At 67.8% G+C, this 25,421-nt stretch carries 23 protein-coding genes; 9 read left to right on the plus strand and 14 right to left on the minus strand.

The annotated features are described in order from the left end of the window. Positions 1-422: 422 nt before the first annotated feature. The gene (locus J7495_RS02325) at positions 423-1,778 is read left to right on the plus strand and encodes a neutral/alkaline non-lysosomal ceramidase N-terminal domain-containing protein (protein ID WP_294054451.1); all 1,356 of its coding nucleotides are present in this window, start codon (positions 423-425) and stop codon (positions 1,776-1,778) included. Positions 1,779-1,848: 70 nt separating this feature from the next. After that, positions 1,849-2,931 carry an alpha/beta hydrolase fold domain-containing protein gene (locus tag J7495_RS02330; protein WP_294054452.1) on the plus strand — a complete coding sequence of 361 codons (1,083 nt, stop codon included), beginning with the start codon at positions 1,849-1,851 and terminating at the stop codon, positions 2,929-2,931. Here the strand turns inward: J7495_RS02330 and J7495_RS02335 are convergent. Continuing rightward, positions 2,894-3,865 (minus strand): Gfo/Idh/MocA family oxidoreductase, encoded by a 972-nt coding sequence (locus tag J7495_RS02335; RefSeq protein ID WP_294054453.1) that lies wholly within the window; start codon positions 3,863-3,865, stop codon positions 2,894-2,896. The genes J7495_RS02330 and J7495_RS02335 overlap by 38 nt on opposite strands. A gap of 174 nt (positions 3,866-4,039) precedes the next feature. Between J7495_RS02335 and J7495_RS02340 the strand changes: the two genes are divergently transcribed. Next, a complete protein-coding gene (locus J7495_RS02340) occupies positions 4,040-5,059 on the plus strand; it encodes an alpha/beta hydrolase (protein ID WP_294054454.1) in 1,020 nt (339 codons plus the stop codon). A 9-nt stretch (positions 5,060-5,068) separates the two neighbouring features. Here J7495_RS02340 and J7495_RS02345 read toward each other — a convergent pair whose 3' ends face one another. The 4 genes from J7495_RS02345 to J7495_RS02360 form a co-directional block, all read right to left on the minus strand. Next, on the minus strand, positions 5,069-5,965 hold the full coding sequence (locus J7495_RS02345) for an ROK family protein (RefSeq protein ID WP_294054455.1): 897 nt from the start codon (positions 5,963-5,965) through the stop codon (positions 5,069-5,071). Next, entirely contained in the window at positions 5,962-7,134 is a 1,173-nt protein-coding gene (locus tag J7495_RS02350; RefSeq protein ID WP_294054456.1) for a glycoside hydrolase family 68 protein, read from the minus strand. The genes J7495_RS02345 and J7495_RS02350 overlap by 4 nt, the downstream gene beginning before the upstream one ends. A gap of 186 nt (positions 7,135-7,320) precedes the next feature. Then, complete coding sequence (locus tag J7495_RS02355; protein ID WP_294054457.1) at positions 7,321-8,337, minus strand: LacI family DNA-binding transcriptional regulator; 1,017 nt, start codon at positions 8,335-8,337, stop codon at positions 7,321-7,323. 52 nt (positions 8,338-8,389) lie between these two features. Then, positions 8,390-9,664, minus strand: a complete 1,275-nt coding sequence (locus J7495_RS02360; RefSeq protein WP_294054458.1) for an MFS transporter — start codon at positions 9,662-9,664, stop codon at positions 8,390-8,392. Between the two features lie 468 nt (positions 9,665-10,132). Between J7495_RS02360 and J7495_RS02365 the strand changes: the two genes are divergently transcribed. Further along, positions 10,133-10,357 carry a hypothetical protein gene (locus J7495_RS02365; protein WP_294054459.1) on the plus strand — a complete coding sequence of 75 codons (225 nt, stop codon included), beginning with the start codon at positions 10,133-10,135 and terminating at the stop codon, positions 10,355-10,357. Positions 10,358-10,478: 121 nt separating this feature from the next. Here the strand turns inward: J7495_RS02365 and J7495_RS02370 are convergent, their stop codons facing one another. The 5 genes from J7495_RS02370 to J7495_RS02390 all read right to left on the minus strand — a co-directional run bounded on the left by J7495_RS02370 (position 10,479) and on the right by J7495_RS02390 (position 15,725). Beyond that, positions 10,479-10,760, minus strand: coding sequence for a DUF3175 domain-containing protein (locus J7495_RS02370; protein ID WP_294054460.1), 282 nt, complete (start codon positions 10,758-10,760; stop codon positions 10,479-10,481). Between the two features lie 14 nt (positions 10,761-10,774). Next, positions 10,775-13,168 carry a membrane-bound PQQ-dependent dehydrogenase, glucose/quinate/shikimate family gene (locus tag J7495_RS02375; protein WP_294054461.1) on the minus strand — a complete coding sequence of 798 codons (2,394 nt, stop codon included), beginning with the start codon at positions 13,166-13,168 and terminating at the stop codon, positions 10,775-10,777. A gap of 125 nt (positions 13,169-13,293) precedes the next feature. After that, the gene (locus J7495_RS02380; RefSeq protein WP_294054462.1) at positions 13,294-13,785 is read right to left on the minus strand and encodes a YetF domain-containing protein; all 492 of its coding nucleotides are present in this window, start codon (positions 13,783-13,785) and stop codon (positions 13,294-13,296) included. 36 nt (positions 13,786-13,821) lie between these two features. Continuing rightward, on the minus strand, positions 13,822-14,946 hold the full coding sequence (locus tag J7495_RS02385; protein ID WP_294054463.1) for a glycosidase: 1,125 nt from the start codon (positions 14,944-14,946) through the stop codon (positions 13,822-13,824). After that, positions 14,943-15,725, minus strand: coding sequence for an SDR family oxidoreductase (locus J7495_RS02390; RefSeq protein ID WP_294054464.1), 783 nt, complete (start codon positions 15,723-15,725; stop codon positions 14,943-14,945). Before J7495_RS02390 ends, J7495_RS02385 begins: the two co-directional genes overlap by 4 nt. Before the next feature lie 127 nt (positions 15,726-15,852). On the opposite strand from J7495_RS02390, the gene J7495_RS02395 reads away from it, so the two are divergent. Next, positions 15,853-16,149, plus strand: a complete 297-nt coding sequence (locus J7495_RS02395; protein WP_294054465.1) for a plasmid stabilization protein — start codon at positions 15,853-15,855, stop codon at positions 16,147-16,149. 6 nt (positions 16,150-16,155) lie between these two features. On the opposite strand, the gene J7495_RS02400 is transcribed toward J7495_RS02395, so the two are convergent. From J7495_RS02400 to J7495_RS02410, 3 genes are all read right to left on the minus strand, one after another. Then, positions 16,156-18,396: a hypothetical protein gene (locus J7495_RS02400; protein ID WP_294054466.1), complete on the minus strand. Its 2,241-nt coding sequence runs from the start codon at positions 18,394-18,396 to the stop codon at positions 16,156-16,158. Positions 18,397-18,398: 2 nt separating this feature from the next. Continuing rightward, positions 18,399-18,911, minus strand: coding sequence for a hemerythrin domain-containing protein (locus tag J7495_RS02405; protein ID WP_294054467.1), 513 nt, complete (start codon positions 18,909-18,911; stop codon positions 18,399-18,401). Between the two features lie 82 nt (positions 18,912-18,993). Then, a complete protein-coding gene (locus J7495_RS02410; RefSeq protein WP_294054468.1) occupies positions 18,994-20,037 on the minus strand; it encodes an ATP-dependent DNA ligase in 1,044 nt (347 codons plus the stop codon). A gap of 356 nt (positions 20,038-20,393) precedes the next feature. Between J7495_RS02410 and J7495_RS02415 the strand changes: the two genes are divergently transcribed. After that, entirely contained in the window at positions 20,394-22,412 is a 2,019-nt protein-coding gene (locus tag J7495_RS02415; RefSeq protein ID WP_294054469.1) for an alkaline phosphatase D family protein, read from the plus strand. Between the two features lie 74 nt (positions 22,413-22,486). Here the strand turns inward: J7495_RS02415 and J7495_RS02420 are convergent, their stop codons facing one another. After that, positions 22,487-22,756 (minus strand): PqqD family protein, encoded by a 270-nt coding sequence (locus J7495_RS02420; RefSeq protein WP_294054470.1) that lies wholly within the window; start codon positions 22,754-22,756, stop codon positions 22,487-22,489. 60 nt (positions 22,757-22,816) lie between these two features. On the opposite strand from J7495_RS02420, the gene J7495_RS02425 reads away from it, so the two are divergent. The 3 genes from J7495_RS02425 to J7495_RS02435 are packed head-to-tail and all read left to right on the plus strand — an operon-like array spanning position 22,817 to position 25,415. Next, entirely contained in the window at positions 22,817-23,641 is an 825-nt protein-coding gene (locus tag J7495_RS02425) for a hypothetical protein (RefSeq protein ID WP_294054471.1), read from the plus strand. Continuing rightward, the gene (locus J7495_RS02430) at positions 23,641-24,579 is read left to right on the plus strand and encodes a hypothetical protein (RefSeq protein ID WP_294054472.1); all 939 of its coding nucleotides are present in this window, start codon (positions 23,641-23,643) and stop codon (positions 24,577-24,579) included. Before J7495_RS02425 ends, J7495_RS02430 begins: the two co-directional genes overlap by 1 nt. Further along, positions 24,576-25,415, plus strand: coding sequence for a sulfotransferase domain-containing protein (locus J7495_RS02435; RefSeq protein ID WP_294054473.1), 840 nt, complete (start codon positions 24,576-24,578; stop codon positions 25,413-25,415). The genes J7495_RS02430 and J7495_RS02435 overlap by 4 nt, the downstream gene beginning before the upstream one ends. Positions 25,416-25,421 lie beyond the last annotated feature (6 nt).

Here is a 25,421-nt window from a genome sequence, read left to right on the forward strand (position 1 = left end):
CGTGTTCACCGCTGGCCCGCGACGACGCGACGATGGCGATTCTGTGCTTTGCGGCGCGGATCAGGACCCACACCCGAGCCATGCTCGGTTCAAGAGGCGTCGTTATTTTGAAATTGTCATTTATTATCAAAATCTTGAATCGAACGCCGTGAATCCATCCCCCTCCCGGGGCCTTGCCGGGCGGAGCACATGCGAGGGAAACAAAGGCGGCCGACGATGCATGGCGAAGTCCCGAGTTGCATCGGAAAAGCGGGAATTCTATAGGGCTGAGCAATCGATTGCATAATCGGACGAAATCGGAGGGAGAGCGGATGTCTGAAATGTCCTCGCCGGCACAGGCGTTGTCGGGCGCGATTCGGTACTTTGGATGGGCTGCCGCGCGCCGCGGTACGATCCTGCAGGCGAATCGCCGAGTGCGATTCGTGGCACGGAGCATCGCCCTGCTTGCCGCACTCATCGTGCCCGCGCTTTCGCCGGCGACGGCTCAGGGTCAGCTCAGGGTCGGCGCGGCCAAGGTCGACGTCACACCCAGCGCCGACAAGATGCCCAAGACGATGCACGGCGTGCTCGACCCGCTTCACGCGCGGGCGATCGTGGTCGAGAGCGGCGGCAGCCGCGCCGCGATGGTCACGGTGGATGCGGGCGCCATCCCGACGCCGATCTGGCAGCGCGTGAGCGCGCGTGCGGCACGCGAGCTCAAGATCCCCGTCGACCAGTTCCTGCTCACCGCGACGCACACGCACAGCGCGCCCTTCGTTCGCGACCAAGCCTATGAGGACCAGATCTTCGACGCCGTTCGCAAGGCTGCCGCAGCGCTCCAGCCTGCGCGCATGGCCTATGGCACCGGCGTGTCGTACATCAACGTGAACCGCAACATCATCGATCCGGAGACGCATCGCTGGTGGGAAGGGCCCAATTACGACGGACCTTCGGACAAGACGGTCGCGGTTGTCGAGTTCGAGACGCTCGCCGGCGCGCCGATCGCGGTCTATTACAACTACGGCGTGCACGGGGTGCTGACCGGCACGCTCGACATGATTAGCGCCGATATCCCCGGCGCCGCTTCCAACTACATCGAGGACTCGCTGGGCGGAAACGCGGTCGCGGTCTATTCGAACGGCGCGGCGGGCGACCAGAACCCGATCTTCTTCCAGCAGACCTATGACCTGCGCGCGATCCGCATCAAGGATTATGCTGCCCGCGGCGAGGACATCAGCAATGCCATGCCGCCGGGCGGGCAGGGGCTGGATCGCAACAATCCCCAGGTGGTCAAGCTGCTGAACCAGCAGAAGCAGATGACGCTGACGATGGGGCAGATGCTCGGCGAGGAAGTGCTCCACGTCACGCGGTCGGGGCTTGAGCGGCCGGTCTCGTCCGCCGACATCCGCGGCGTGCAGGAAACGGTGATGTGCCCGGGCCGCAAGCGGCTCGACCAGGGTCGCGCCGGCTATCCCGGCACTTATGAGGATGCCGACCCCATCGGCCTCAAGCTCAGCCTGCTCCGGATCGGCGACACGGTGATCGGCGGCGTCGACGCCGAGATCTTCACGATGATCGCGCAGCGCTTCAAGCGCGAGTCTCCGCTCAAGCACACGATGATGGTGACACTCACCAACGGCGTCGCGGGCTCGGGCTATATCCCCAACGACGCGGCCTATGGGTTCAACACGTTCGAAGTGGTGTCGTCGCGACTCAAGCCGGGTTGCGCAGAGACGGCAATCGTCAATGGGTTCCTCGACCTGATCACGAAGACGGAAGTGCCGGCATCGGCGAACTGAACCGCAACGGCGACCGAGTCAGTCAAAGAGAAGGAGAGCGGCGATGCGGCGGATCAAGCGGGGAAGCCGGATGCGTTTGTGCTTGTCGGGAGGCGTCGCCGCCCTGACGCTGTCGATGGCGGCGCCTGCATTCGCGCAGGTGCAATCGCCGAGGGAGGACGGCACGGTGGTTGTGTCCGATGCCGAAGTGCCGGTCTCCAACCTGCTGAGCCCGGAAGGCGCGGCTTATCTGCGCCACCTGATCGTCGACAAGCCCTTCGGCGAGGGGCCGCCGCTCGCCGACATCAAGGCCGAGCGCGCACGGCAGGACAAGATCATGCACGTGTTCCTCGATCCCATGCTCAAGCGCTATCCGGTCAAGATCACCGAGGAGCGGATCGGCGGGATCGTGACCGATGTCGTGATTCCCGCGGGCGGCATCGCACCGGAGAACCGCAACCGCGTGCTCATCAACGTCCATGGCGGCGGCTTCGTGACCGGCGCGCGCAGCGCATCGCTCGTCGAATCGGTGCCGCTGGCGGCGGTGATGGGGATCAAGGTCATCTCGATCGACTATCGGATGGGCCCGGAATATCAGTTTCCCGCTGCCAGCGAGGATGTCGCAGCAGTCTATCGCGAAGTGCTGAAGACCTACGCCCCGTCGCATGTCGTGCTCTACGGATGCTCGGCCGGCGGCATGCTGACGGCGGAATCGATCGCCTGGTTCCAGGCGCACGGCCTGCCCAACCCCGCCGCGATCGGCGTCTTCTGCGCGTCGCTCGGCAAGCTCGCGGCGGGCGATTCCGCTGCGCTGGCGATGCGGCTGCTCGGCGCGCCCGGGCGCCCAGCACCGGCGAAGGCCGCTCCGCCGCCGCCACCGCGCGGCCCTTCCTATCTGGGCGGTGTCGCCGACGACAATCCACTCGCCTATCCGCTGGTCTCGCCGGCGGTCCTCGCCAAATTCCCGCCGACGCTGTTCATCACCGGCACCCGCGCCTTCGAGTTCAGCGCGGCGCTCAACTCGCACAACCAACTGGCCAAGGCGGGCGTCGAGAGCCAGTTTCATGGCTGGGACGGGATGTTCCACGGCTTCTTCTACAATTCCGAAATGCCGGAATCGCGCGAAGCCTATGACATCATGGCGAAATTCTTCGACGCGCACATGGCGAAATGATCGCCGCCCGGACGCGGTCGATCGCCTGCATCGAGCATAGCGGATCATCCGCCGCGAGTGGGAAGGGGGCGCCGTCGACGATCGTTGCCCTGATCGCGGCGAGCTGGGCGGCATAGGTGGTCGGACCAGGGACGACGATCTCGCTTCGTCCACCGCGAGCAAGGCAAGTCACTCGATGGCCGAGATGGGGCACGAGCGGATTGTCGATCGCGACGCGCCCATGCTCGCAGTCGATCTCCAGCGAAGCGCGGTGCTGGGGGGTGACCATCGAGCTTCGGATCTCGGCTTCGGCGCCCGCCGCGAACCTCAGCGAGGCGGCGAAGGCGATATCCACGCCTGCCCGCCATGTCGCCGATGCTCGAGTGACAGTGAACGCTTCGCCGAACATTCGCCGGCACCAGGCAAGCGGATAGATGCCGAGATCCATCAGCGCGCCGCCGCCCAGCGCGCGATGCCAACGGAAATCGGCCGGGTCCTCGGCGATCGGCGTGGCGAACGTCGCGCGCACGTGACGGACCTCGCCCAACTCCCATTCCGCCAGCATTTCGCCGAGGCGGCGGAACAGGGGATGGTGCAGCGAGTGCATCGCTTCGAACGCCTGGGTTCTCGAAGCCGCGGCCGCGGCGAGGATCGCGCATGCCTCTCCGGCCGACATCGCAAAGGGCTTTTCGACGAGCACCGATTTGCCCGCGCGAAGCGCCCGGATCGCGACCTCCGCATGATGGCTGGGCGGCGTGGCAATATAGACGAGATCTACCTGGGGATCATCGATCAGCGCGTCATAGCTCGCGTGGACATTCTCGATCGCGTGCTTCCGCGCGAACGCTCCCGCCCGTGCGGGATCGCGCGCCGCGATGGCCCGAACGTCGATCCCCGGCAGGGCGCGGGCAGGCTCGAGGATCGCGGAGACTGCGATCCGCGATGCCCCGATCAATCCGATCCGTAACGTCGCCGTCCTCCCGTCGTCCTGCGCGACGCAATCGATTGCAGATTTATCCGGGCGTGGCTAGCACGGGCGTTGCAGGCTACGAACCGGCGGAACGAATGCGAGAGGAGCGAGAGGATGCGCGACATAGGCCGTCGGGACTTCGTCGTGTTGGGCGCCGCGATGACGTTGCTCGGAGCGCGACCGGGACGGGCATTCGCGCGCGAGTCGTCTCCCGACCCGCTGGCCGGGCTCGATCCCGAACTACGCCCCGTCGCGCGCCGGCTGCTCGAGGCGGCACGCAGTGCGCCGCCACTTACCGCGGCAACGCTCGCGCAGGCGCGGCCCGGAGGCGCCGCCTATGCGGCTCCCCTGCGCGCCGATATCCCAGTCGAGACACGTGTCATTCCCGGGATGCCCGAGAATCCGGAGGTCACCGTACACATCGTCAACGCACGGCCCGTCGAGAAACGCCCCGCGATCCTCCACACCCACGGCGGCGGGTTCATCCTCGGTGCCGCGAAATGGGAACTCCGCTATCTCCAGGACATCGCCGCTGCGCTCGACTGCGTGATCCTGTCGGTCGAATACCGGCTGGCGCCCGAGACACGCTATGCCGGCTCGATCGAAGACAATTATGCCGGGCTGAAATGGCTCCACGCCCATGCGCCGGAACTGGGCGGTGATCCTGCCCGCATCGCGCTGCTGGGCGAAAGTGCCGGCGGCGGCCATGCGGCGCTGCTCGCGATCGCGGCGCGCGACCGGGGCGAAGTGCCCGTGGCACTCCAGCTCCTCCTTTATCCAATGCTCGACGACCGGACCGGCAGCACCCGCGCGGCGCCATCACATCTTCCGCCGATCGTCTGGGACGCAGCGCTGAACCGCCTCGGCTGGCGATCTTTCCTGGGCATGGAGCCCGGAGACGCTGATGTCCCGGTCCGCGCAGTACCCGCTCGCACGCGCGACCTGGCGGGTCTTCCGCCCGCCTATATCGCGGTGGGCGGGCTCGATCTCTTCGCCGATGAGGACATCGATTATGCCCGGCGGCTGACCGACGCGGGCGTGCCGACCGAATTGCTGGTCGTGCCCGGCGCGTTCCACGCGTTCGACCGGCTGGCGCCCGATACGGCGATCGCCCGCCGCTTCGATCGGGCCAAGCTCGACGCGCTGCGTCGCGCGTTCGGACTTTCCGGCGCCGCCTGACCCATCCGCTCAGGCCGACTCGAGCGCGGCGAGCGCGAGCGCCACGGCGCCCATCGGCCCGGCATCCGGCCCCAACGCGGCGGACAGGATGATCTCCGCTGCGGTTTCCGCCGTGAGGAACGGCAGATAGGCGCCCAGCCTCGCAACCGTCAGGCGACGCACCTCGGGCAGCAGGAAGCTCCGTGACAGCGCGACGCTGCCGCCGAACAGGATCCGTTCCGCCGAGACGGCAAGCAGGATCGCGCCGGTCAATTCCGCAAGGTCGAAGGCGATGTGGCGCCAGGCGGGATGGTCGTCGGGCACGGTCGCCGGGTCCGCACCGAAGCGCGCGGCAAGCGCCGGCCCGGCGATCAGCCCTTCGATGCAGTCGCCATGGAACGGGCAGGCGCCGGCGAAGTCGTCCCCCGGCGCGCGCCGCAGCCGCAGGTGGCCGATTTCCGGATGCATGGCGCCATGGACCGCCCTGCCGCCGATCAGCAGCCCCCCGCCCAGTCCCGTACCGATGGTGACGTAGCAGAGCGTGTCGCAATCCCGGCCGGCGCCCCAGCGATATTCGGCGAGTGCGGCACCATTCACATCGGTGTCGATCCGCCAGGGGCAATCGACGGAATCGGTGAGGGCCCGGGCGACCGCGGCTCCGCTCCAGTGCGGCTTGGGAGTCGCCAGGATGCTGCCGAACCCCGGGCGCTCGGGTGCGAGTTGCAGCGGACCGAAGGACGCGATCCCTATCGCCGACAGGGGGGCGTGCGAATGCCAGGCGAGCAGTTGCGCCTTGAGCCGAGCCAGCGTTTCCTGTGGCGTGGTCGTGGGAACGACGAAACGCTCTCCGATCGTGGTCCCGTCCGTCAGCACGGCGATCGACTTGGTTCCACCAAGCTCGACGCCCGCGAGCCGGGTGGCCGTCACGCCCGCAGATCCAGCCATGCACCGTCCCCGCTCAGCACCAGGCGCAGCATCGGCGCGAAACTGGCACCGAAGCGGCGCGGTCCGGAATAGCTTTCACCGGCGCCCCATTCGTCGACGAAGCTGGTCACCGAGAGATCGGGGAGCACCAGCCAGCTATAGGCCTGCTTCGGTGCTTCGGGCGGGTTGGCGAAGACGAGCCCGGTGCCGTTGATCGGTCGCCAGCCGCGGTCGATCCGCTCCGACACCATGCCGTAGAGGCCCGTAGGGCCCATGGGCCCCTCGGGATTGAAGACGTGGCGTTGGGTCGACCAGAAAAGATAATAGAGGCCGTCGCGTTGGAGCATGTGTGGGCGCTCGAGCTCGTTGTTGAGCGTGTCGGCACTGACGAGCGGCGGCAGGATGCGCCATTCCTTCCCTTCGACGTCCCCCGCGATGGCAGCGCCGATCACGCCGTTGAACTCCGACGACGAGCCCGCCAGCGATGCCGCGAAGAGGAGATATTGCGCGCCCGACGCCGGATCGAGGAAATAGGCGGGATCGCGAAAGGCCTTGATCCGCCCCACTTCGGCGGCGCCCGCGTCGCTCGCCATGTAGAGCACAGGATCGCGCACGACGATCTCTTGCAGGTCGCGCCAGTGGCAGAGGCGAGGGGACTTGTCCGATTCCCGATCCAGCGTCGCGATGGCGCGGTACAGCCGCTGCTCGAAGGTAAGGGTAGGTTCGCCACGCCGCCCGGTCGCGGTGAAGTAGAGCGTCAGCGTTGTCCCATCGGGTTCAAGCACTGCCGAGCCCGACCATTCGCGGCTGCCGGGCGAGAAGCCGTCCGGCATCGCCGGGCCGAGATGCCGCCAGTCCTCGCCACGCCGCGCGAGCAGATGGATGCGGGCATGGCCATGGCGCTCGTCGGGATCGGGGAAGCGCGGCGCGCCGAGCGCCATCCAGAGCGTGGTGCCGTCCTCCAGCGCCGCGGGATGGCCGTCGCGCTGCTGGACGGGCCAGGCATCCCAGACATCGAGATCGTCCGCGATGCGTTTGAAGTCACCTTCGCCGATCAGCGGCGCGCCGGCAGGCGTTTGGCTGCCAATCGCTTCCACCTGCACCGCCGACCAGGCCGCAGGCTGATATGCTCCCGAAGACGGCTCGGGATTCAAGGTGGCCGGCTGTGTCAACGTGACGATCCCCTCAAGACGAAAGGCGACTGCTTCGCTGCCGGGAGGCGCGAGACCGCGCCGGACCCACAGCAGTGCTGACCACCCCTCTGGAGTCAGCCTTCTAGAAAATTCGAAGGAATTACGCAATCGATTGCAATGCGATTCGGCGCTATTTCCCGAGCCTGGCCACAGGATGCGGAGCGTTCAGGTGGAAGCGCGGACGACCAGTTCGGGATTGAGGACGACCGAGCCGGTCTGCTTGCCTTCGATCCGCTTCAGCAGGGCCTCGACCATGTGTGCCGCGCCGCCCGCGATGTCCTGGCGAATGGTGGTGAGCGGCGGGGCGCTGAGGCGAGCGATGGGCAGGTCGTCGAAGCCGACAACCCTCACGTCGCCGGGCACCGTGCGCCCGCGGCCGGCGAGCACCTGGATCGCCGCGACGGCGATTAGATCCGAGGCCGCGAAGATTCCGTCGGGCAATTCGGCGCACGTATCGAGGAAGGCGGCGATCTCGGCACCGCTGAGCTCGGCCTCGAGATGGGTCGAGATTTCGAGCAGTTTCACTCGATCGCTGGCCTCGCGGACGGCAGCGCGCGCGCCTTCGAGGCGAAGCGCGAGCTCGATCGCCTGCACATTGCCGAAGAAGGCGATGCTACGGCAGCCGCGCTCGATCAGATGTTGGACGGCGAGCCGGCCGCCCAGGAAATTGTCGGTGCCCACCGAGCAATGCGTCTGTCCCTGGACGAATCCGCCCCAGGCTACCATCGGCAGGTAATTGCGCGCCGCGGCGTCCAGCACTTGCGACTGGTCCGACTGGCCGATGATCAGGAAGCCGTCCACGCGGTCGGCTTCGATCATCTTCTGCAGCCAGTCGGGCCGGTCGGGGATGACGCGCGAGAGCATCAGGTCGAACCCGCGCTCGGTCAGTTCGTCGGCGAGGCAGCCGATCATCGTCATGAAGAAGGGATCGGAGATGTGCTGGCCGCGCTCGTGGCCGAGCGGGATCACCACGCCGATCGCCCCCCGGCGGCGGATGCGCAAGTTGCGCGCGAGCGAGCTCGGCTGGAAATCATGTTCCTCGGCGAGCTTGCGGATACGCTCGGCCGTCTCGGAACTGACGACTTCCTTGCCCGCCAGCGCGCGCGAAACCGTCGCTGCGGAAACGCCTGCCAGCGCCGCAAGGTCGTAGATCGTGCGGATCTTCTTCGGCAAGCCCTGCATCCTCGATGCTCGGGTCGTATCGCGGCTCGCGCGGCCGGGCAATGGCGAAGGCTCAGGCGTGCAGCGGAAGCCCGGCCTCGGATGCGTCGCCCGAGGCCGCCTCACCATAGTCGGCGCGGTTGCGCTGCGCGAGCCGCGCCGCGACCGGGCGGCGGATGAGGTTCCACAGGCACATCGCCGCGAGCAGCGTCGCGAAGCCGCCGCCCAACGCCATGCTGTAGTCGGTGTTGCCCAGCGCGTCCCCGACCGCCGCCATCGACAATGGCGCCAGCACCGCGCCCACGCAGGTGAAGAACAGCAGCAGGCCGGCGATCGATCCGTGCCGGTCCCGCTCGAAACACGAGATACCCGTCGAGTTGAGTGTCGGATAGAGGACCGACATGAAGATGCCCGTCGCCGGGAGCGCGAACACCGCGGCGCTGCGGCCACCGACCATCGCGATCCAGAACAGCGCGGCCATCGCGCAGCTGCAGATCACCAGCACGACGCTCCATTCCAGCCGCGCCAGCAGCCACGCGCCGACGAAGCGCCCGACCGCGCGGAGAATGAAGAAGATCGAGACGACATAGGCGGCGAGCCAGGCGCCGGCGCCCTGATAGCCCTCGAAATAGGTCGGCGCCCAGACGTAGATCGCGGCCTCCGCCGCGACATAGAGCATCAGCGCGGCGGAGAAGAACAGCGCGGCCGGATCGCCGAGCATCCGGATCGAATCGCGCGGATCGGCGCGTTCCTTCGACACGTGCACGGGTGCGGGGAAGGGCGCGAAGAAGGTCCCGGCGATCAGGATCAGGCACAGCCCGCCGGCGATCAGATAGACCCACTTCCAGCTCGCGCCGCTCGACAGCGAGAAGGCCACGATCGCCGGGCCGATGATCGCGCCGACGCCAAAGAACCCTTCGACGAGGTTCATCGTCGCGGCATGCTCGCGCGTCGACTTGGACACGTCGCCGATCAGCGCCAGCGCGCCGGCCTTGAAGATGCCGATCCCCAGGCCCGACAGGAACAGCAGCGCGACGAAGAAGCCGAAGTCATGTCCCACCGCGAACAGCATCGAAGTGGCGCAGAACAGCGCCAACCCCAGCAGGATGGTCCGCTTGCGCCCGAACCGGTCGGCGAGGAAGCCCAGCGCGATCGCCGAAAGGCCGATGCCGGACATGGTGGCATAATGGAAGGAGCCGGCCGCGGTCATGCCCAAGCCGAACTCGCGGATGATCTCGGGAATGACCGTGCCGACCGAATCGGTGGTCATCGCGAACGAGGCGAACATGAGGAAGATCAGCGCCTTGAGCAGTGACGTTGAAATTCCGCTTTGGCCGTCCGTCGCCATGATTCCTCCCCGGGATCCGGCCGTCCGCCAGTCTCTCAACGCCATCCTAATGTGATGCAATCGATTGTAAACCCTGTTCCACTTACGAAATCCCGCAGAGTAGGGTTCGCCGGCGACTGCTTCAATTTTGAAGAAGCGCGTCTTCGTGCAGGTAATCGCTGTTGAAGTCGCCGGGGGAGCTAACCCTTAGCCGCTGGCGCCCGGGAAACCTCGACCAGCGATGCAGGCACCCACGTAGGTGGGCCGCCCTCGTTTCCGCCCAGGCTAGTGGCATAGGCAGGCCGCTCGATTGATGCGGCGGAAGAATTCCATCGGTTCGAGGCATTTGCGCGATTCCGCAGCGACGTTTCGGGTAAGATACTGATTTTATTTTCGAATTATGGATCAGCCCGAGGCGGCGCGCGTTCTGGAATGGACCGGTCACCACGGATCGGCGGGCGATTTCGCCACATGCTTCAGGAGATGACGATGGCTGAAAACCAGAACCAGAACGAAAACCAGATTCCGGGCGGCGGCCAGCAGCAGCAGGGTCAGCAGGGCATCGAGCGCCAGCAGAATCAGCAGAACCGCCAGCAGAGCGGGAGCCAGGCGGGCAACGGCCTGGATGACGATGACGACAGCCAGGCGGGCCAGGACGACGCGACCGGCCAGGGCAATCAGGCCGGCGGGACCGGCGCAGACCAGAGCCGCTGATCGTCTCGCGTGCGGCTGCGGCATCCCCGCGGCATCGTTCTTGGAAGGGCTGGCCCCCAAAGCCGGCCCTTTCCTTTATGCCTCAGGCCGACGGCCCCCGAGGGGCTTGCCTTTCCGCGGCTCAGTCGCGCTTCTTGTCGAACAGCGCGCGCAGTTCGTCCTTGGCGTTCTCGAGCGTGTCGCGACGTTCCCTCGGCAGATTGTCGCCGGCGCGATTGATGTAGAAGGTCAGCATCCCCATCGCCGATTGCAACGGCGTCCCCTTGCGGCGCTTGCTGTGCTCCGCCGAGCGTTTGAGGGACTCGGCGATCGCCTTGGGATCGTCCTTGGTGAACACGCCTTCGTCGAGGTCGAGCGCGTCGGAGTGCTCGGTCACCTTCTGCGACCATTTGTGTGCGGCCATGGCGGTCCAGTCTCCTAGGAAGGCAGGGCGTAGGCGATCACTTCGTCGCCGATCGGCGTCTTCATGAAGTGGTGCCCGCCCGCATAGATGACGACATATTGCTTGCCGCCCATCGAATAGGTCATCGGCGTCGCCTGGCCGCCCGCGGGGAGCACGTCGCTCCACACCGTCTCGCCGGTCGCGAGGTCGATCGCGCGGATCAGATTGTCGGTGGAGGCAGCGATGAAGACCAGCCCGCCGGCGGTCACCACCGCGCCGCCGTTGTTGGGCGTGCCGATGTCGACCGGCAGCATCGAGGGGATGCCGAACGGCCCGTTGGTGCGCGCCTGGCCGAAGGGGCGGTCCCAGAGCGTGCGGCCGGTGGCGATGTCGATCGCACGGATGCCGCCATAGGGGGGCTGCTTGCACAGCAGCCCGGTCCAGGGGAGTTGCCAGCCGGCGTTGACGTCGATCGCATAGGGCGTGTTCGCCTGCGGGTCGCCGGCGCCCTCGGCCCCGCCGATCGCGCCGCGGGCCTGGTCGCGCGGCGCCCAGCCCAGCTTGTTGGCCTCGGCGCGGGGGACGAGACGGACATAGTTGGGCATGTCGTTGTAGTTTGCGACGATCACGCCGCGGCGCGGATCGACTGCGATCCCGCCCCAATCGGTGCCGCCATTGTAGCCCGGATATTCGATCGAGCGCCGGTCGCTTTCGGGCGGGGTGTAGAAGCCCTTGTAGCTCGCGCGGCGGAACTGGATGCGGCAGATCATCTGGTCGATCGGCGACATGCCCCACATGTCGCGCTCGGTGAGGTCGGGCTTGCGCAGGTTTTGCCATAGCGAGACGAGCTGGGTCGGCGCGCGCTCGCCCGGCTCGACGCCGCCCGCGGGCGCGCGCATCTCGCCGACCGGGGTCAGCGGGCGGCCGGTGCGGCGGTCGAGGATGTAGATGTCGCCCTGTTTCGACGGCAGGACGAGCGCGGGCGTGCCCTTGTAGTCGACCAGCGTCGCCTGCGCGCCGAAGTCATAGTCCCAGACGTCCTTGCGCACCGCCTGGAAGCGCCAGCGCGGCTTGCCGGTGGTGACGTCGAGCGCGACGAGCGACGTGGCGTATTGGTTTTCCTCCGGGCGGCGCAAGCTCGAATAATAGTCCGCCGCGGCGTTGCCGATCGGGAGATAGACGAGCCCCAGCGCTTCGTCGCCGCTCGCGATCGTCCACATGTTGGGCGTGCCGCGCGTCCAGCTCTGGCCCTCCGGCGGATAGCCGTTCCAGTCGGGGTGCATCATGTCCCACGCCCAGCGGAGCTTGCCGGTGACGGCGTCGAACCCGCGGATCACGCCCGAGGGCGCCCAGCGGTCCTGCCCGTCGAGCACCTGGTGCCCGGTCACTACCACGCCGCGCACGATCGTGGGCGGCGAGTTGATCGAGACATAGCCCGGCGGCGTGTTGCCCATGCCGACCTTGGTGTCGACTTCGCCATGCGTGCCGAAATCCTCGCAGCGCGCGCCGCTGCGGGCATCGATCGCGAACAGCCGCGCGTCGAGCGTGCCGAAGATGATCCGCGCCGCGCACGGCTGGTTTGCGGCCGCGCCGGGCACCGCGTAGTAATCCACCCCGCGGCAGGCGGCGGTGTAGGGGATGGCGTCGTCGGGCACCTTGGGATCGAAGCGCCAGCGCAGGTGGCCGGTCGCGGGATCGAGCGCGATCACCAGGTTTTTGGGCGTGCAGACGTAGAGCGTGTCGCCGACCTTGAGCGGCGTATCCTCGGCGCCATAGGTATTGCGGACCTGCGCCGACGACGGGAGGTCGCCGGTGTGGATCAGCCAGGCGCGCTTGAGCTTGCCGACGTTCGCCGGGGTGATCTGCGCGAGCGGCGAATAGCGGCGCGCGCTGAAGCTGCCGCCATAGGCGGGCCAGTCGTCGCCGGCCTGCATCGGCGCGGTGTCGGGCATGCCCGCGGCGAGCGGCGGCAGCGCGCCCATCGGCCGCGGGGCGTTCATCCGCGCGAAGATCGTGCCGAACAGCGCGACGATCACCACTGCCGCCACGCTCGCGCCGGTGCCGAGCCGCCAGCGATTGGGCCGGGCCGAAAGCGTCGGCATGACGAGGAAGACCGCCACGAGCAGCACCAGCGGCGCGATCACGCGGGGGACCAGTGCCCAGTCGTTGGTTCCCGCCTCGGCGAGCGCCCAGATCACGGTCGCCGCGAAGATCGCGACGTAGAGCCAGCCGCCGGCGATCCGTCGCCGGACCAGCAGCACGCCCGAGGCGATCATCGCGAGGCCAGTGACCAGATAATAGGCCGAGCCGCCGAGGCTCGCGAGCCATGCCCCGCCGCCCGCGAGGATCAGGCCGATGAGCGCGATGACGATGCCGAGGATGAGCGGCGCGACGGGACGCCGCCCGGATGCGGCGAGGGGAATGGCCATTTTGGAGCTCCATGACCGCGAGGGTCGCCTCTCTCAAATCCCGGCTGCTCGCCGCGTTCCGTGACGCGAAAATTTTCGCGAAAAGAAGGATCTGGCGTTCAGTCCGGACGATTGACGGCAACGCGCTAGTGCCGCCCTTTGGGTACGACGCTCAACTTGCCGCTGCCCTCGAGCGTGGCGGCCTCGACATCGGCGGGGTCGGCGAGCTGCTCGCTGCGGATCGCCTCGAGCAAATCCTCTTCGCTGAGGTTGGCGCGGCGCATCGCGCGGGCATCGACCACGCCGTCGGCGATCACGCGGATCGGCCGCGACTTGACGAGGACGGCGAGCCAGCCCCAGCGCATCGAGGCATAGGCCAGCAGCCGGTGCAGCACGACCAGCGCGAGCGTGATCGCCAGCCCCTGGAAGAAGGGCGAGCGGCCCATCATGACGCGGCTGATGTTCGATCCGACGATCAGCGCGACGACGATGTCGAGCGGTGAATAATGCGCGAAGGTGCGCCGACCGGCGATACGGACGCACAGGATGCCGAAGGCCAGCAGGGGAAGCACGCGGACGCAGAGCTGGACCGTGCTGGCGCCGTCGTCCGGCCCGATCAGCTGGCGGAACCACTCCATCCCAGGGCAACGCAGCGGCCGGCCGGCGGTTTCCGTTCAGCCGGCCGCGAAGACCTGCTTGGGGATATGGGTGATCCGGCAGGCGAGATCGGCCTCGCCCGAAGCGACGACATAATGGTCGCCCGCATCGACGATGCCGGTGGTGAAGACCACGTCGCGGACATACATCTTCTCCTCGAGCGGACGGGTGAGGTCGGGCGCGGCCTCGAGCAGTGGTTCGTGCTGGGTGAAGACTATCTTCGCGGGATCGTCGCGGTCGAGGATCGACCAATAGGTGCGGTAGATGCCGACGATCTCCTTGGGCTCGACTCCGTGCCACAGCGTCAGCCAGCCGCGGTCGGTGAGGATCGGCGGGGTGCCGCCGCCCATCCGCGCGGTGGCGATCGTCGCTGCGTGCGGACGGAGGCCGGGATCGCGATGCGGTTTCCAGTGGAGCGCGTCGGGCGAAGTGGCGAGGTTGATCGACGGGCCGCCGCGCCATTCGCTGCCGGGCGGATAGGTGAAATAAAGGTCGCCGAGCGGCCGGGTCTGCGCCCAGTAGCGGCCGCCGATCAGGCCTTCGAAGATGAGCATGTCCTTGTTCTGGTGATCGAGCACGATATCCTCGAAGGCGAAGTCGAGGCCATTCCCGGAGCCGTAGAGCGTCGTGGAATGGCGCTCGGGGCTCACCGAGCAGGTCGTCATCAGCCAGCGGTCGCCGATCTTCGACACGCGCGCATCCTCGACGCCATAGCATTGGAAGCTGCCCTGCGGTGCGATCGCCTTGGCATAGTGGATCTCGACGATCTCGAGCCCGTCCGGGCTGAGCTCGACCGGGAGGATCCAGGAGAGCGAGGTCAGCGCCATCACTTTCCAGCGACCGCCACGGATCAGGAACTTGCGGGGGTCGCCGGTGTCGACCAGCTCGAGCGGCCAGGCGTCCAGGACATAGCGGCCCTCGCACCAGCGGATCGCATGGATGTGCCCGTCGAAGATCGGCTCGCGCAGCGCCTCGGCGACACGGACGAAGATTGCGAGATTGCCGCTGGGCAACCGCGTCAGCGCCGGGTTGAACGCGCCGAGCACGAAGGTCTCGGCGTCGAAATGCCCGGCGAGCGGCGAGCGCGCGAGGTCGATGTCGTCGGGGCCGAGGACCAGCCGGTCGACCGCGAAGCCGCTCATTCCTTTTCCTGCGTGCGCGGGGCGATGGTGATCTGCTGGACCACCGCGCGGCGCGGCTGGGTGAGGAGGTAATGGCAGGCGACCGCGATGTCCTCGGCGCGGAGCATCCAGTCCTTGTTGATCTGCTCGGCCTGTTCCTCGGCGCTGAAACTGGGATATTGGAAGTCGGCGCCGGTCTTGCCCGGCTCGACGTTGCAGACCTTGATCCCCTTGGGGCCGAGCTCCTTGCGCAGCGCCTCGGCGAAGCCGGCGATGCCCGCCTTCATCCCCGCATAAACGCTCGAGCCGGGGCCCAGCACATGCGCGCTCATCGATCCGATCAGGACGATGTCGCCATGGTCCTTCATGATCGCCGCCGCGGCATGGGCGGTGGCGAGATAGGCCGTGAAGTCGGTCGCGATAGCGTAGCGGAGCTCTTCAGCGCTCATCTGGGTCAGGCCCTGCGCCGGAATTGCGGCGTTTACGATCGCGATATCGAAATCGCCGAGATAGTCGCTGGCGCCAGCGATGAACCGGTCGACGCCGTCCGCGTCGGCCAGGTCGACGCTCATCCCGTCGCCGTCGCCGACCTGGCGGATTCGGTCGAGCCCGTCCTCGAGGTGCTGAGGGTCGCGGCCGCAGACATAGACCTTCACGCCCTCGCTCGCGAGCAGCACGGCGATCGCGCGGCCGATGCCGGTGGTGCCGCCGGTCACGATCGCCTTGCGGCCGGCAAGGGCAGGCATCTCGGTATGCGCGTCGGACAAGTCGCGGACCGGGGGCTCGGTGAGGTCGGGCATGTGGGTCTCCTTTGCCGGTCCGAACCAAGCGGGGGCGCCCGAGTTCCGGAGGCAACTTGAGTTATCGGTGGCAACCCAGCGCAGGAAACACACGTTGTTCCAGCAACTTGATTTGGAGGAGGACGCCATGCCCCAGGGCGACAAGAGCAGCTATACCGACAAGCAGAAGCGCAAGGCCGAGCATATCGAGGAAGGCTATGAGGACCGCGGCGTCTCCAAGGACGAAGCCGAGCGCCGCGCCTGGGCGACCGTGAACAAGGAATCGGGCGGCGGCAAGAAGTCCGGCTCCGGCCGCGGCCATGCCGAGAACCATGAAAGCTCGCGCAAGGGCGGGCACAAGAGCGGCACCTCGCAGAGCCACGCGACGCGCTCGGCTGCGGCCAAGAAAGGCTGGGAGACGCGCCGCCACCAGTCGCACGCATGAGCGAGTTCACCAGGCGATGGTGATGCGTCCGTCGGCGGGGATGCGATAGTCGATACGATCGACCGCGGTCCGACGCGGCCGCACCGTCTCGCCGGCGAGTGTGGTAACGGTGAAATCGGGCAGTCTCGCGCGACTTGTGCGGACCAGGCTCAGCCCGGCCTCGCAGCCTTCGGCTCCGCCGAGCTGGAAGCTCAGCGCGCGGTCTGACGGGCGTTCGCTCGCGAGCAGGAAATGGTCGCAGAAGATGCGGAACGGCGCGTCGCGGACGCTGTGGAAGGCGCGGCTCGCGAAGACGAAGGCCGCGCCGGCGCCGTAGATCTCCTGCCCGACCTGGCCGGCCTGCTGCCCGTCGATATAGAGGTCTTCCACCGGGAAGGAGAGACGGCGGTCGACGTGGCCGTTCGATTCGCGCTGCTTGGGCGCGATCGCTTCCTCGGGCAGTGCATCGGGATAGTAGAACCAGGCGCGGTCGAGCGCGTATCGGCAATATTCCGAGAGGAGCATGCGCACCGCAGGGTCGAGGTCGGGGCCGCCGTCCTTGAGGTAGCGCTCGAAGGCGGCGAAGCTGTCGAAGCATTCGTACATCGCCATGTAGGGTGCGTCGTGGAGCGCGGTGACGCCCAGGAAGTTGCGGTATTCGTGTGCGTGACCGATCTCCGATTCCCACATCGCGGTGTTGTGGAAGAAGCTCGCGAGATAGACGTAGCTCTGGCGCAGATAGGCCTGGTCGTCGGTAACGCGCCACAGGCGCATGCAAGCGGCCGCTCCCCAGGCGGTGAGGTTCGCCTGATAGTTGAGCTCGAAGCGCATGCCCCTGGCCGCGTCGATCGCGGCGCGCGCCTCGTCGAGGTAGCGCCAGTCGTCGGTCAGCTCGAATGCCTGGAGCATGACATAGGCGTAGAGCCCGCCGACGTCGGTCTGGCCGAGGCCCTGGTCGTCGCGCGCGGCTTGGATCACGCGGAAGTCGCGCAGATCGTACTGGATCGGCCATTTATACTTGAAGTGGTGCGCGGCCTTGATGCCGTAGTCGATCGATCTCTCGAACAGCCGCAGCGCCCGCTTGTCGCCGTCGATCGCGAGCCGGCCGAGCTTCGAGAGCGGGTGGTAGAGATACCAGCTGTCGACGGCGTTCCGGTCCTTCTCCTTGCCGACATTGGGGAGGTAGCGGCGCAAGGTCTTCAGCCGGGGATCGTAGAATTTACCCAAGCCGGCGGCGAGCTCGGCACCGATCGGCGCGGTCCGCCCAGACCAGACCTCATAGTCGCGGATCGACGAGAGCACCGTGAGCTGCACCATCGAGTCAGGATATTCGGCAGCGGTATAGGGGTGGAGGTAACGGTGGCCGTAATGGCGCACCGTCGCTTCGGGAGCGCGCGCGAGATCGGCGAGGGTGCGCTCGGCACGGTCGACCCAGTCATGATAGCCGGTGTCGGGCAGCTCGATCCGGCGGAGCACCGCGCCGAGCAGCGAGAGATAGCGCCGGGCCATGTCCTGCTCGTCGCCCGCGGAATCGTCATGGAAGGCGAGCAGCGCATCGGAGATCACTGTCTCCTCGCCCGCGGGCAGCGGGTCGACGGGTGGGGTGCCGCGCTGGGGCGGGGTGGGGAGGAGGAAACCGATCTCGGGCCATACGCCGCCCACCGCGCCATCGGGCTTGGTGTCGGTCGCGGCGAAATAGGCGTTCAGCGCAGTGAGGTTCTGGAAATAGAGGATACTGCCGAAGCCGGGATCCTCGATCCGGAAATAGACCGCGCCGCTGTTGAACCCGCGCTGCGCTGCCTCGACGCTACCTCGGGCGCCCATCGGATCGTCGTGGGCGTCGAGCGGGTAGAGGTCGCGCGGCACGAAGGAAGTGAGCAACGGAAGGCGCGGCTCGAGGCTCGTGGTGACGCGGATCAGCGGGATCGCGTCCTCGTGGAGACGGACCGCGACACGGTGCGTCCCAAGCGGGCTCGTGGCTTCGATCCGTGCCGCCTCGCCGGCATGCGGACGGATCGTCCGCACTTCGCGAATTCCGGCGGGAAGGAAGGCAGTGCGCATCGCCACGCCGCCGCGGCCTGGGCGGCGGACGAGGATCCACAGCGCGTCATGCCCCCTGCAAAGCTCGATGCGGTGCTCGCGCAGCGCCAGCTCCCCGATCCGGCGCATCGTGCCGCCGCGCAATTCCTCGCGCAGCAGCACGACACCCGGGGTGACTCCGGCGGGGCCCGCCGTCGCTCGGCGCCGGCGGGCAGTCTTGGCCGCCATCCTCAAGCCGGCTGGAGGTTCACCGCGCGCGGCTCCGCGGGCGGCAGCCCGGTACGCTCCGCCTGCGCCATCAACTCCTGCTTGCGCGCGAGCATCGCATCGCGCAGCGCGACCAGATCGACGTCGGTCTTGCGGCATTGGGCGAACATGCCTTCCGACGGCATCTCCTCCTCATGGACGTGGTGCTTGATCTCCTCGGAGAGGACATGGACCTTGGCGTCGTAGAAATCGTCGCCGGGGCTGCCCGCCTCGATGTCGTTGACGAGCACCTTGGCGCCGTCGTGCTCGACATAGGCTTCGTCCAGCGTATCGTCCTCGATCTTGCCGCGGAAGGCGGGGTAGAAGATTTCCTCCTCGATCGCGGTGTGGACCTTGAGTTCGAGGCAGATCTGGCGCGCGAGCTTTTTCTTCGCCGCGGCGCCGCTCGCGCCCTCATATTGCTCGAAGAGATCCTCGACCTTGCGATGGTCCGCCTTCAGCAACGCGATCGCGTCGGTAAATTCCTGGTCTGCCATGGAAAAGCTCCCTGCTGGTTTCGCGGGAATAAGCGCGGGACGGGGCTGGGGTTCCGGCGGGAGGGCGAAATCCTTCGCGCGGTTAACCTATGTGTGGATATGCGTCCTTCGCCAGCAGCGACGCCAGTTCGGCGGGCTGGAGCGCAGCGGCGAGCTGGTCGTGCGTGCATTGCGTGGGCGCCTTGTCGGGCCGCCAGCGCAGGAAGCGCGTGCCATGGCGGAAGCGGCCCGCGGTGACTTGGTCGTACGCGACTTCGGCGACCAGCGTGTGGCGCAGCGGGACATAGTCGTGCGCTTCGCCGCCGTTCCAGCGGCTCGGCCCGCCGGGCGCGCTGCCGGTGAAGCCGGGCGGCCCCTCGACCGGCGCGACGATCGCGCGAAGCCTGGCGCGCTCGGCGGCGGGGAAGGCCGAGGTGAAGCCGACATGGTCGAGCAGGCCCGCTTCGTCGTAGAGCCCGAGCAGCAGCGACGCGACCTCGCCCTTGGCAGTGCGCCGATAGCCGCCGACGACGCAATCGGCGGTGCGCAGCTGCTTGAGCTTGAGCATCGCACGCTCGCCGGGACGATAGGGCTGGTCGAGCTGCTTGGCGACGATACCGTCGAGCGCGCCGCCGCTGTGCTCGAGCCAGCCGAGCGCGACGTCGCGGTCGCGCGTCGCAGGGGAGAGGAGCAGCCCCGGCGCGTCGAGACCGGCATGGAAGGCCTCGAGCGCCCGCCGCCGCTCGGCCAGCGGTGCTTGGGCGAGCGACTCCGATCCGATCGCCAGGCAATCGAAGAGCATGAGCTGCGCAGGCGCTTCCTTCACCAGCCTGGCGACGCGCGAGGCGGCAGGGTGGAGCCGCGCCTGCAATGCCGCGAAGGAGAGGCGCCCATCGACCGGGATGATCAGCTCGCCATCGAGCAGGAAGTGCCGCTCGGGCAGCGTAGCGAGCATCGCGACGACGTCCGGGAAATAGCGGCCGAGCGGCTTGCCTGACTTGGAGCGGAGCTCGATCGCGTCGCCCTCGCGGCGGGCAAGCGCGCGGAAGCCGTCCCATTTGGGCTCGAACTGCCAGTCGTCGCCTTCGGGCAGCGCCGCGACGAGCTTCGCCTCCATCGGCGCCGGGATGGCGGGATCGTCGGCCATGTCCAGCGCGAACGAGCGCGGCGATCAGGCGTTCCCCGCGGGCGAACCGGCAATGCGGCTGTCGCGGATAAGCATCTGTTCCGCGGGAATGCCCGAGCCGCTCCGCCGTCCCGATCAGAAGGCTTTCCCGCCGCGCGGCTGGCGCCGACCAGACCCATCGCAACCTCTGACCTATCGATTCATCGCCGGACCGGAGGTCGCGATCCCGCATCGAGCCGGTCATCTCCAACTCGGCCACACGCTCCCCCAGTTCGCCATCGGCCGGCTTGACTCGCCTCGGCGCGGCGAAATGATCGCGCCGTTCGGGCAGGGAGAGCAAGATGGACAGACGGCAGTTTCTTGCGAGCGCAGCTGCCATGGGGCTCAGCCCCGTCTGGGCGCCGCGATCAGCCGCGAAGCCGTCGCGCGTCGCGTGGCGTGAGGATCGCGCGCTTTATCCTCAGGGCGTCGCGTCGGGCGATCCGGACGAACATAGCGTGGTGCTGTGGACCCGCCGGCCGTTCGACCGGGGCTCCGCGCAATCGCTGACGGTGGAGGTCGCACTGGACTCCGAGTTTCGCCGCGTCGTGGCCACGGCGCGCGCGCCGGTGCTGGCCGCCGCCGACTGGACCTGCCGCGCGCTGGTCGGCGGCCTGTCAGCCGCGACGACCTATTGGTATCGCTTCACCGACGCGACCGGCGCCGGCAGCCGGATCGGCCGCACGATCACCGCCCCGCGCGCCGACGATCCGCGCCCCGTCCGCTTCGCCTTCGTCTCGTGCAACAGCGTCAACGAAGGTGCCCAGAACGCCTACGCGCGCATGATCTGGGAAGACGAACGCGCGCCCGCCGGCCGCAAGCTCGGCTTCGTGCTCCATCTCGGCGACTTCATCTACGAAGTCGTCGAATATCCCGAGGAAGTGCCGCATCGCTATGCGCGCACCGTCTATGATCTCGGGCATATCCCCAATGGCCGCAAGGTCGGCAATTTCTACGTGCCGACCGATCTCGCCGGCTATCGCCACGTCTACCGGGCGCACATCGACGATTCCGACATCCAGGACGCCCGCGCCCATTTCCCGTTCGTCTGCATCGGCGACAACCACGAATTCTCGTGGCAGGGCTGGCAGAGCTTCATCAAATATGGCGGCAAGGTCGAGCCCGCCCAGCCGCTGCGCGTCGCCGCCAACCAGGCGTGGTGGGAATATATCCCGTCGCGCGTCCGCAAGGCCTCGGGTGCGGGGCTCGACCAGTTCGGTCCGCCCACGGTCGAGAAGGCGCCGATCGAGACCTTCGACGATCACGGCTTCGCTACCGAGCCCAACAGCGTCGCCGCGATCGGCAGCATGACTGCCTATCGCGCGCTGCGCTACGGCAAGCATGTCGATCTGATCCTGACCGACCTCCACAGCTACAAGGCGGCGGACCCGACCGACCGGGCGGAGGCGACGGCGCTCGACTCGGGCGACTATCCCGTCCTCCCCCAGGAATGGATGGAGATCGTCGACGGCGGCAAGGACTACGCCGGAGGCAACCCGCCCGCGACGATCGCGGTAGGCGACAAGCGCATCCCCAATTTCCGCAAGGACGAGCCCGCCCACACCGTGCTCGGCCGCGAGCAGAAGGCATGGCTGAAGGCGCGGCTGACCGGATCGACCGCGACCTGGAAAATCTGGGGCGTGACCAACGGCACGCTCGATATGCGGACCGATCCGCAGAACCTGCCCGCGGGGCTGGTGAAGGATAAATGGCCGGGCAGGGACTACGGCACCTTCGGCGGCGGCGACTTCAGCGGCGCCTTTGCCGAGCGCGCCGAAATCTACGATCTCGTCCGCGATCGCAAGGTGTCCGGCTTCGTCACCGTATCGGGCGACCGGCACAGCTTCTGGGCAGGCTATGCCGCGCCCAGGCTGCCGCCCGCGGGGTTCGCTCCGGTGGGGCTGAGCTTCATCACCGGCTCGATCTCCGCGCCGGGGCTCGGCGAAGCATCCGAATATTATAAGCCGTTCCCCCTGCTCGGGCTGTTCGTGCGCAAGCCCGAGGGTGCCGCGCCCGAGCATACGATCAACCTCACGCTCAAGCGCGGCGTGCGCGCGGCGCTCGAATATGCGGCGAACGGCGACATCGCCAAGGCGCGGGCGCAGACCAATCCCGATGTCGCGCCGCATGTCGAGTTCGTCGACATGGCCGGGCACGGTTATTCGGTGGTCAGCGCCGGGCCGGAAGCGATCGAGACCGAGTTCGTCTGCATCGTCCGGCCGATCGCGCGCGCGACCACGCCGGACGGCGGTCCGCTACGGTATCGGGTGTCGCACCGCGCGCAGCTGTGGCGGCCGGGCACTGCGCCGCAGCTTGAGCAGCGGTTGCTCGAAGGGAATGCGGCGCTGTCGGTTTGACGGCGTTTCGATCGAAGGCGGGAAAGCCCAGGCGCAAAAGGCCGGACCCTGTTATCGGTCCGGGCGGCTCCGCGTCAGTCCAATTCGCGGACCAGCCCATTTTCGATGAGCTGGGCCGCGAACGCGAGGACGTCGCGGCGGATCGTCTCGCTGTCGCCCGCGTAGCGTGCCTGGAGTCGATCGCACAGCGTGGCGACGTCGATTGGTTCCGCCAGCTCGCGCCAGATGGCCGTGGCGACCCCGTCAAGGTTGACGTAACGGCCGAGCTGCGAGTCCATCATGATCGTCTCGCCATGCACCTCGGTCGAGAGCGGTTCATGGGCGCGAACGACGCGGGAAGACAAGGCAAGCATCCGGTTTCGACCTTCACGAGTGGTGCCCGGCCGGCCTAAGAGCGGCAAGGCGTGGCCATTTGGACCAAAAAGGGCTTTGCGGAAATGCTCAAAATCGACGCGGCGGTGCGCGCCGTTCGGGTTGCCGGGGGAACCATCGGCGACAATCTCGATCGCGCGGAAGCCGAGGGCGCGATCCTCCGCGCGGGAGACGGGCGGTATCGCCTGCCGCCGAGCGCACAGGATGCCATGGGCGTGGCGGTCGATCGGCCGCATCTGCTGACGGCGGGGCGCTTCCGGCCGCACTGCCATTTCCTCAACAGCTTCACCTTCACCATCGCCTATGGCCGGGCCCAGGTGCCCTTCGGCTGCCGCAACTGCTACAAGCTGGTCGCGGCGCCGCGGAGCTTTCACCAGCTGATGGTGATGAAGCCGCTGGCGGAGGCGACCGGCGAGACGACCAAATCGGCCGTGGAAGCGTTCAATCCGCTCACGCCGCGCGCCTATGGCACCATCCTCTATGTCGAAGGTCGCGATGCCGCGGTGCGAACGGCGCGTGGGCTGCGGCGAGCCATCGACGACCACGCCGAGCTCGGCCCGGACGTCGCGCTGTTCGTGCGCCGCGGCTGCCAGAACTACGAGCGCCATTGCGGCCCGTCCGATCGCTATGCGATCGATCCGGCGCTGGAAGCCGTCGAGGATGCGCTGCACGATGGCTTTGCGGAACGCACTCCCACGGTTCCGGCCGCCATGCGGGATGCCGCGAGCCGGCTGCGGATGATCACGATCGCAGCCCAGATCGGCGACGTGTCGAGCCAGGCCTATGGCAGGCCCTTCTTTCCCGCAGGCGTCACCTACGCGTTTGACGAGGGCTCCACGGGGCCGGATGCGGCGTGATGCCCGCGAGCAATCATTATTCGATATGCGGGCTGCGGTTCGCGTCCGAGGTCGCCTTGCCCTCGGCGCTCGATTGGAACGGAGACGCCGCACGGCCGATCGATGTCGTGGTCCGCATCGGCGCGGTCCCGGGCCGGCTCCCTGACGCTGTCTACCAGGGCCCTACGCTCCAGGTCGACGCAAGCGGCGCGGCCCGGCATGAAGTCCCGTCCGTCGCGGCATTCCTGATCCGGGGTGGACGGGAGATCGTCGTCGCGCCCGCGCCGCACGCGGCCGAAGCGGAGGTGCGGCTGTTCCTGCTGGCGACGCCGGTCGGCATCCTGTTCCACCAGCGTGGCCTGCTCCCGCTCCACGCCAGCGCCGTCGCGATCGGAGACCGGGCGATCGCCTTCGCCGGCATGTCGGGTGCGGGCAAATCGACGTTCGCCGCGGCGCTGGAGAAGCAGGGCGGCACGCTCCTCGCCGACGACATGACGGTGATCGACCTCGGCCATCGCGACGGCCCGATGGTCTTGCCGGCCTTCGCGCATCAGAAGCTGTGCGACGATGCGATCGATGCGCTCGGCCTCGCCCGCGGCGAAGTCGTCCGCGCGAGCGCGAGCGTCCGGAAATTCTACCCCGCCGCCGGTGCCGGCTTCGCCGCGACGCCTCGCAGGCTGATGATGATCTGCCATCTCGGTGCCGAGGGCCCGGAGGAGCCCTGGCATTCGGAACTCGCCGGCGCGCGGGCGGTCCACGGCCTGCGCGAGCATGTCTTTCGGCCGCACGCGGCGGGAAGGCTGGGGCTCGACCAGCGGCTGCTGATCGATTGCGGCCGGCTGGCGAGCCAGGTGCGGCAGATTCAGGTGGCTCGTTCGGCTTCGCTTGCGTCGCTGCCGGCGCTCGCGCAGCGGCTCGCCTACATGCTCACCGAGCCGGATCTGGCCGCGCCACGATGAGCGGCATCGTCTGGCTCGCCTCCTATCCCAAGTCGGGGAACACCTGGATGCGGATGGCGTTGGCGAGCCTGCGCGCGGGCGGTGCGCCGGTCGATATCAACCGGGCGACTGGCGAAGAGGATGCGATTGCCTGTTCCCGGCGCCTGTTCGACCGGGTTCTGGACCTGGATGCCGCGGAACTCAGCCCGCATGAGGTGCAGATGCTGCGGCCCGCCTTTTATCGCGGCGTCGCGGGGATGCTCGCCCAGCCGGGCTTCTGGAAGGTCCACGACGCCAGCCGGCAGGTTCCGGACGGCGGTCTGCTCTTCCCGCCCGAGGCGACCCTCGACGTCATATGCATCGTGCGCGACCCGCGCGACGTCGCGGTCTCGCTCAGCCATCATTATGGGAACACGATCGACGATGCGATCGCGATCATGGCCGATCCGGCTTTCACGCTGAGTCCGGCGGGCAAGCCCGGCAGCCGCCACCTTCCGCAATGGCTGGGCAGCTGGAGCGCCAATGTGCTGAGCTGGCTCGATCAGGGCCCGTGCGTGCCGCTGCTGGTCCGCTATGAGGAAATGACCGCGCAGCTCTCCGAGATCCTGGCTACGATCGGCCGGCGCGTGGACGTCGCGGCGACGCCGGCGGCCGCGCGGCGCGCGGCCGAGGCGACGCTTTTCGAGGAATTGCGGCGACAGGAGGATCGCGACGGGTTCCGCGAGCGGCCGGCGGCAATGGACCGGTTCTTCCGGCGCGGCGAAGCGGGTGGCTGGCGCTCGGCACTGACCGCGGGGCAGGCAGCGCGCATCGAGCGCGACCATGGTGCCGTGATGGTCCGGCTGGGCTATCTCTGAAGGCGG

It is taken from the genome of Sphingomonas sp. (genome assembly GCF_017745215.1).
Lineage (GTDB): Bacteria > Pseudomonadota > Alphaproteobacteria > Sphingomonadales > Sphingomonadaceae > Sphingomonas.

Coding starts and splice junctions, on each gene's coding strand:
- J7495_RS02330 (WP_294054452.1), top strand. CDS start 1,849: ATGCGTTTGTGCTTGTCGGGAGGCGTCGCCGCCCTGACGCTGTCGATG.
- J7495_RS02340 (WP_294054454.1), top strand. CDS start 4,040: ATGACGTTGCTCGGAGCGCGACCGGGACGGGCATTCGCGCGCGAGTCG.
- J7495_RS02355 (WP_294054457.1), bottom strand. CDS start 8,337: ATGCAGGGCTTGCCGAAGAAGATCCGCACGATCTACGACCTTGCGGCG.
- J7495_RS02360 (WP_294054458.1), bottom strand. CDS start 9,664: ATGGCGACGGACGGCCAAAGCGGAATTTCAACGTCACTGCTCAAGGCG.
- J7495_RS02365 (WP_294054459.1), top strand. CDS start 10,133: ATGGCTGAAAACCAGAACCAGAACGAAAACCAGATTCCGGGCGGCGGC.
- J7495_RS02370 (WP_294054460.1), bottom strand. CDS start 10,760: ATGGCCGCACACAAATGGTCGCAGAAGGTGACCGAGCACTCCGACGCG.
- J7495_RS02375 (WP_294054461.1), bottom strand. CDS start 13,168: ATGGCCATTCCCCTCGCCGCATCCGGGCGGCGTCCCGTCGCGCCGCTC.
- J7495_RS02380 (WP_294054462.1), bottom strand. CDS start 13,785: ATGGAGTGGTTCCGCCAGCTGATCGGGCCGGACGACGGCGCCAGCACG.
- J7495_RS02385 (WP_294054463.1), bottom strand. CDS start 14,946: ATGAGCGGCTTCGCGGTCGACCGGCTGGTCCTCGGCCCCGACGACATC.
- J7495_RS02390 (WP_294054464.1), bottom strand. CDS start 15,725: ATGCCCGACCTCACCGAGCCCCCGGTCCGCGACTTGTCCGACGCGCAT.
- J7495_RS02395 (WP_294054465.1), top strand. CDS start 15,853: ATGCCCCAGGGCGACAAGAGCAGCTATACCGACAAGCAGAAGCGCAAG.
- J7495_RS02400 (WP_294054466.1), bottom strand. CDS start 18,396: ATGGCGGCCAAGACTGCCCGCCGGCGCCGAGCGACGGCGGGCCCCGCC.
- J7495_RS02405 (WP_294054467.1), bottom strand. CDS start 18,911: ATGGCAGACCAGGAATTTACCGACGCGATCGCGTTGCTGAAGGCGGAC.
- J7495_RS02410 (WP_294054468.1), bottom strand. CDS start 20,037: ATGGCCGACGATCCCGCCATCCCGGCGCCGATGGAGGCGAAGCTCGTC.
- J7495_RS02415 (WP_294054469.1), top strand. CDS start 20,394: ATGGGGCTCAGCCCCGTCTGGGCGCCGCGATCAGCCGCGAAGCCGTCG.
- J7495_RS02430 (WP_294054472.1), top strand. CDS start 23,641: ATGCCCGCGAGCAATCATTATTCGATATGCGGGCTGCGGTTCGCGTCC.
- J7495_RS02435 (WP_294054473.1), top strand. CDS start 24,576: ATGAGCGGCATCGTCTGGCTCGCCTCCTATCCCAAGTCGGGGAACACC.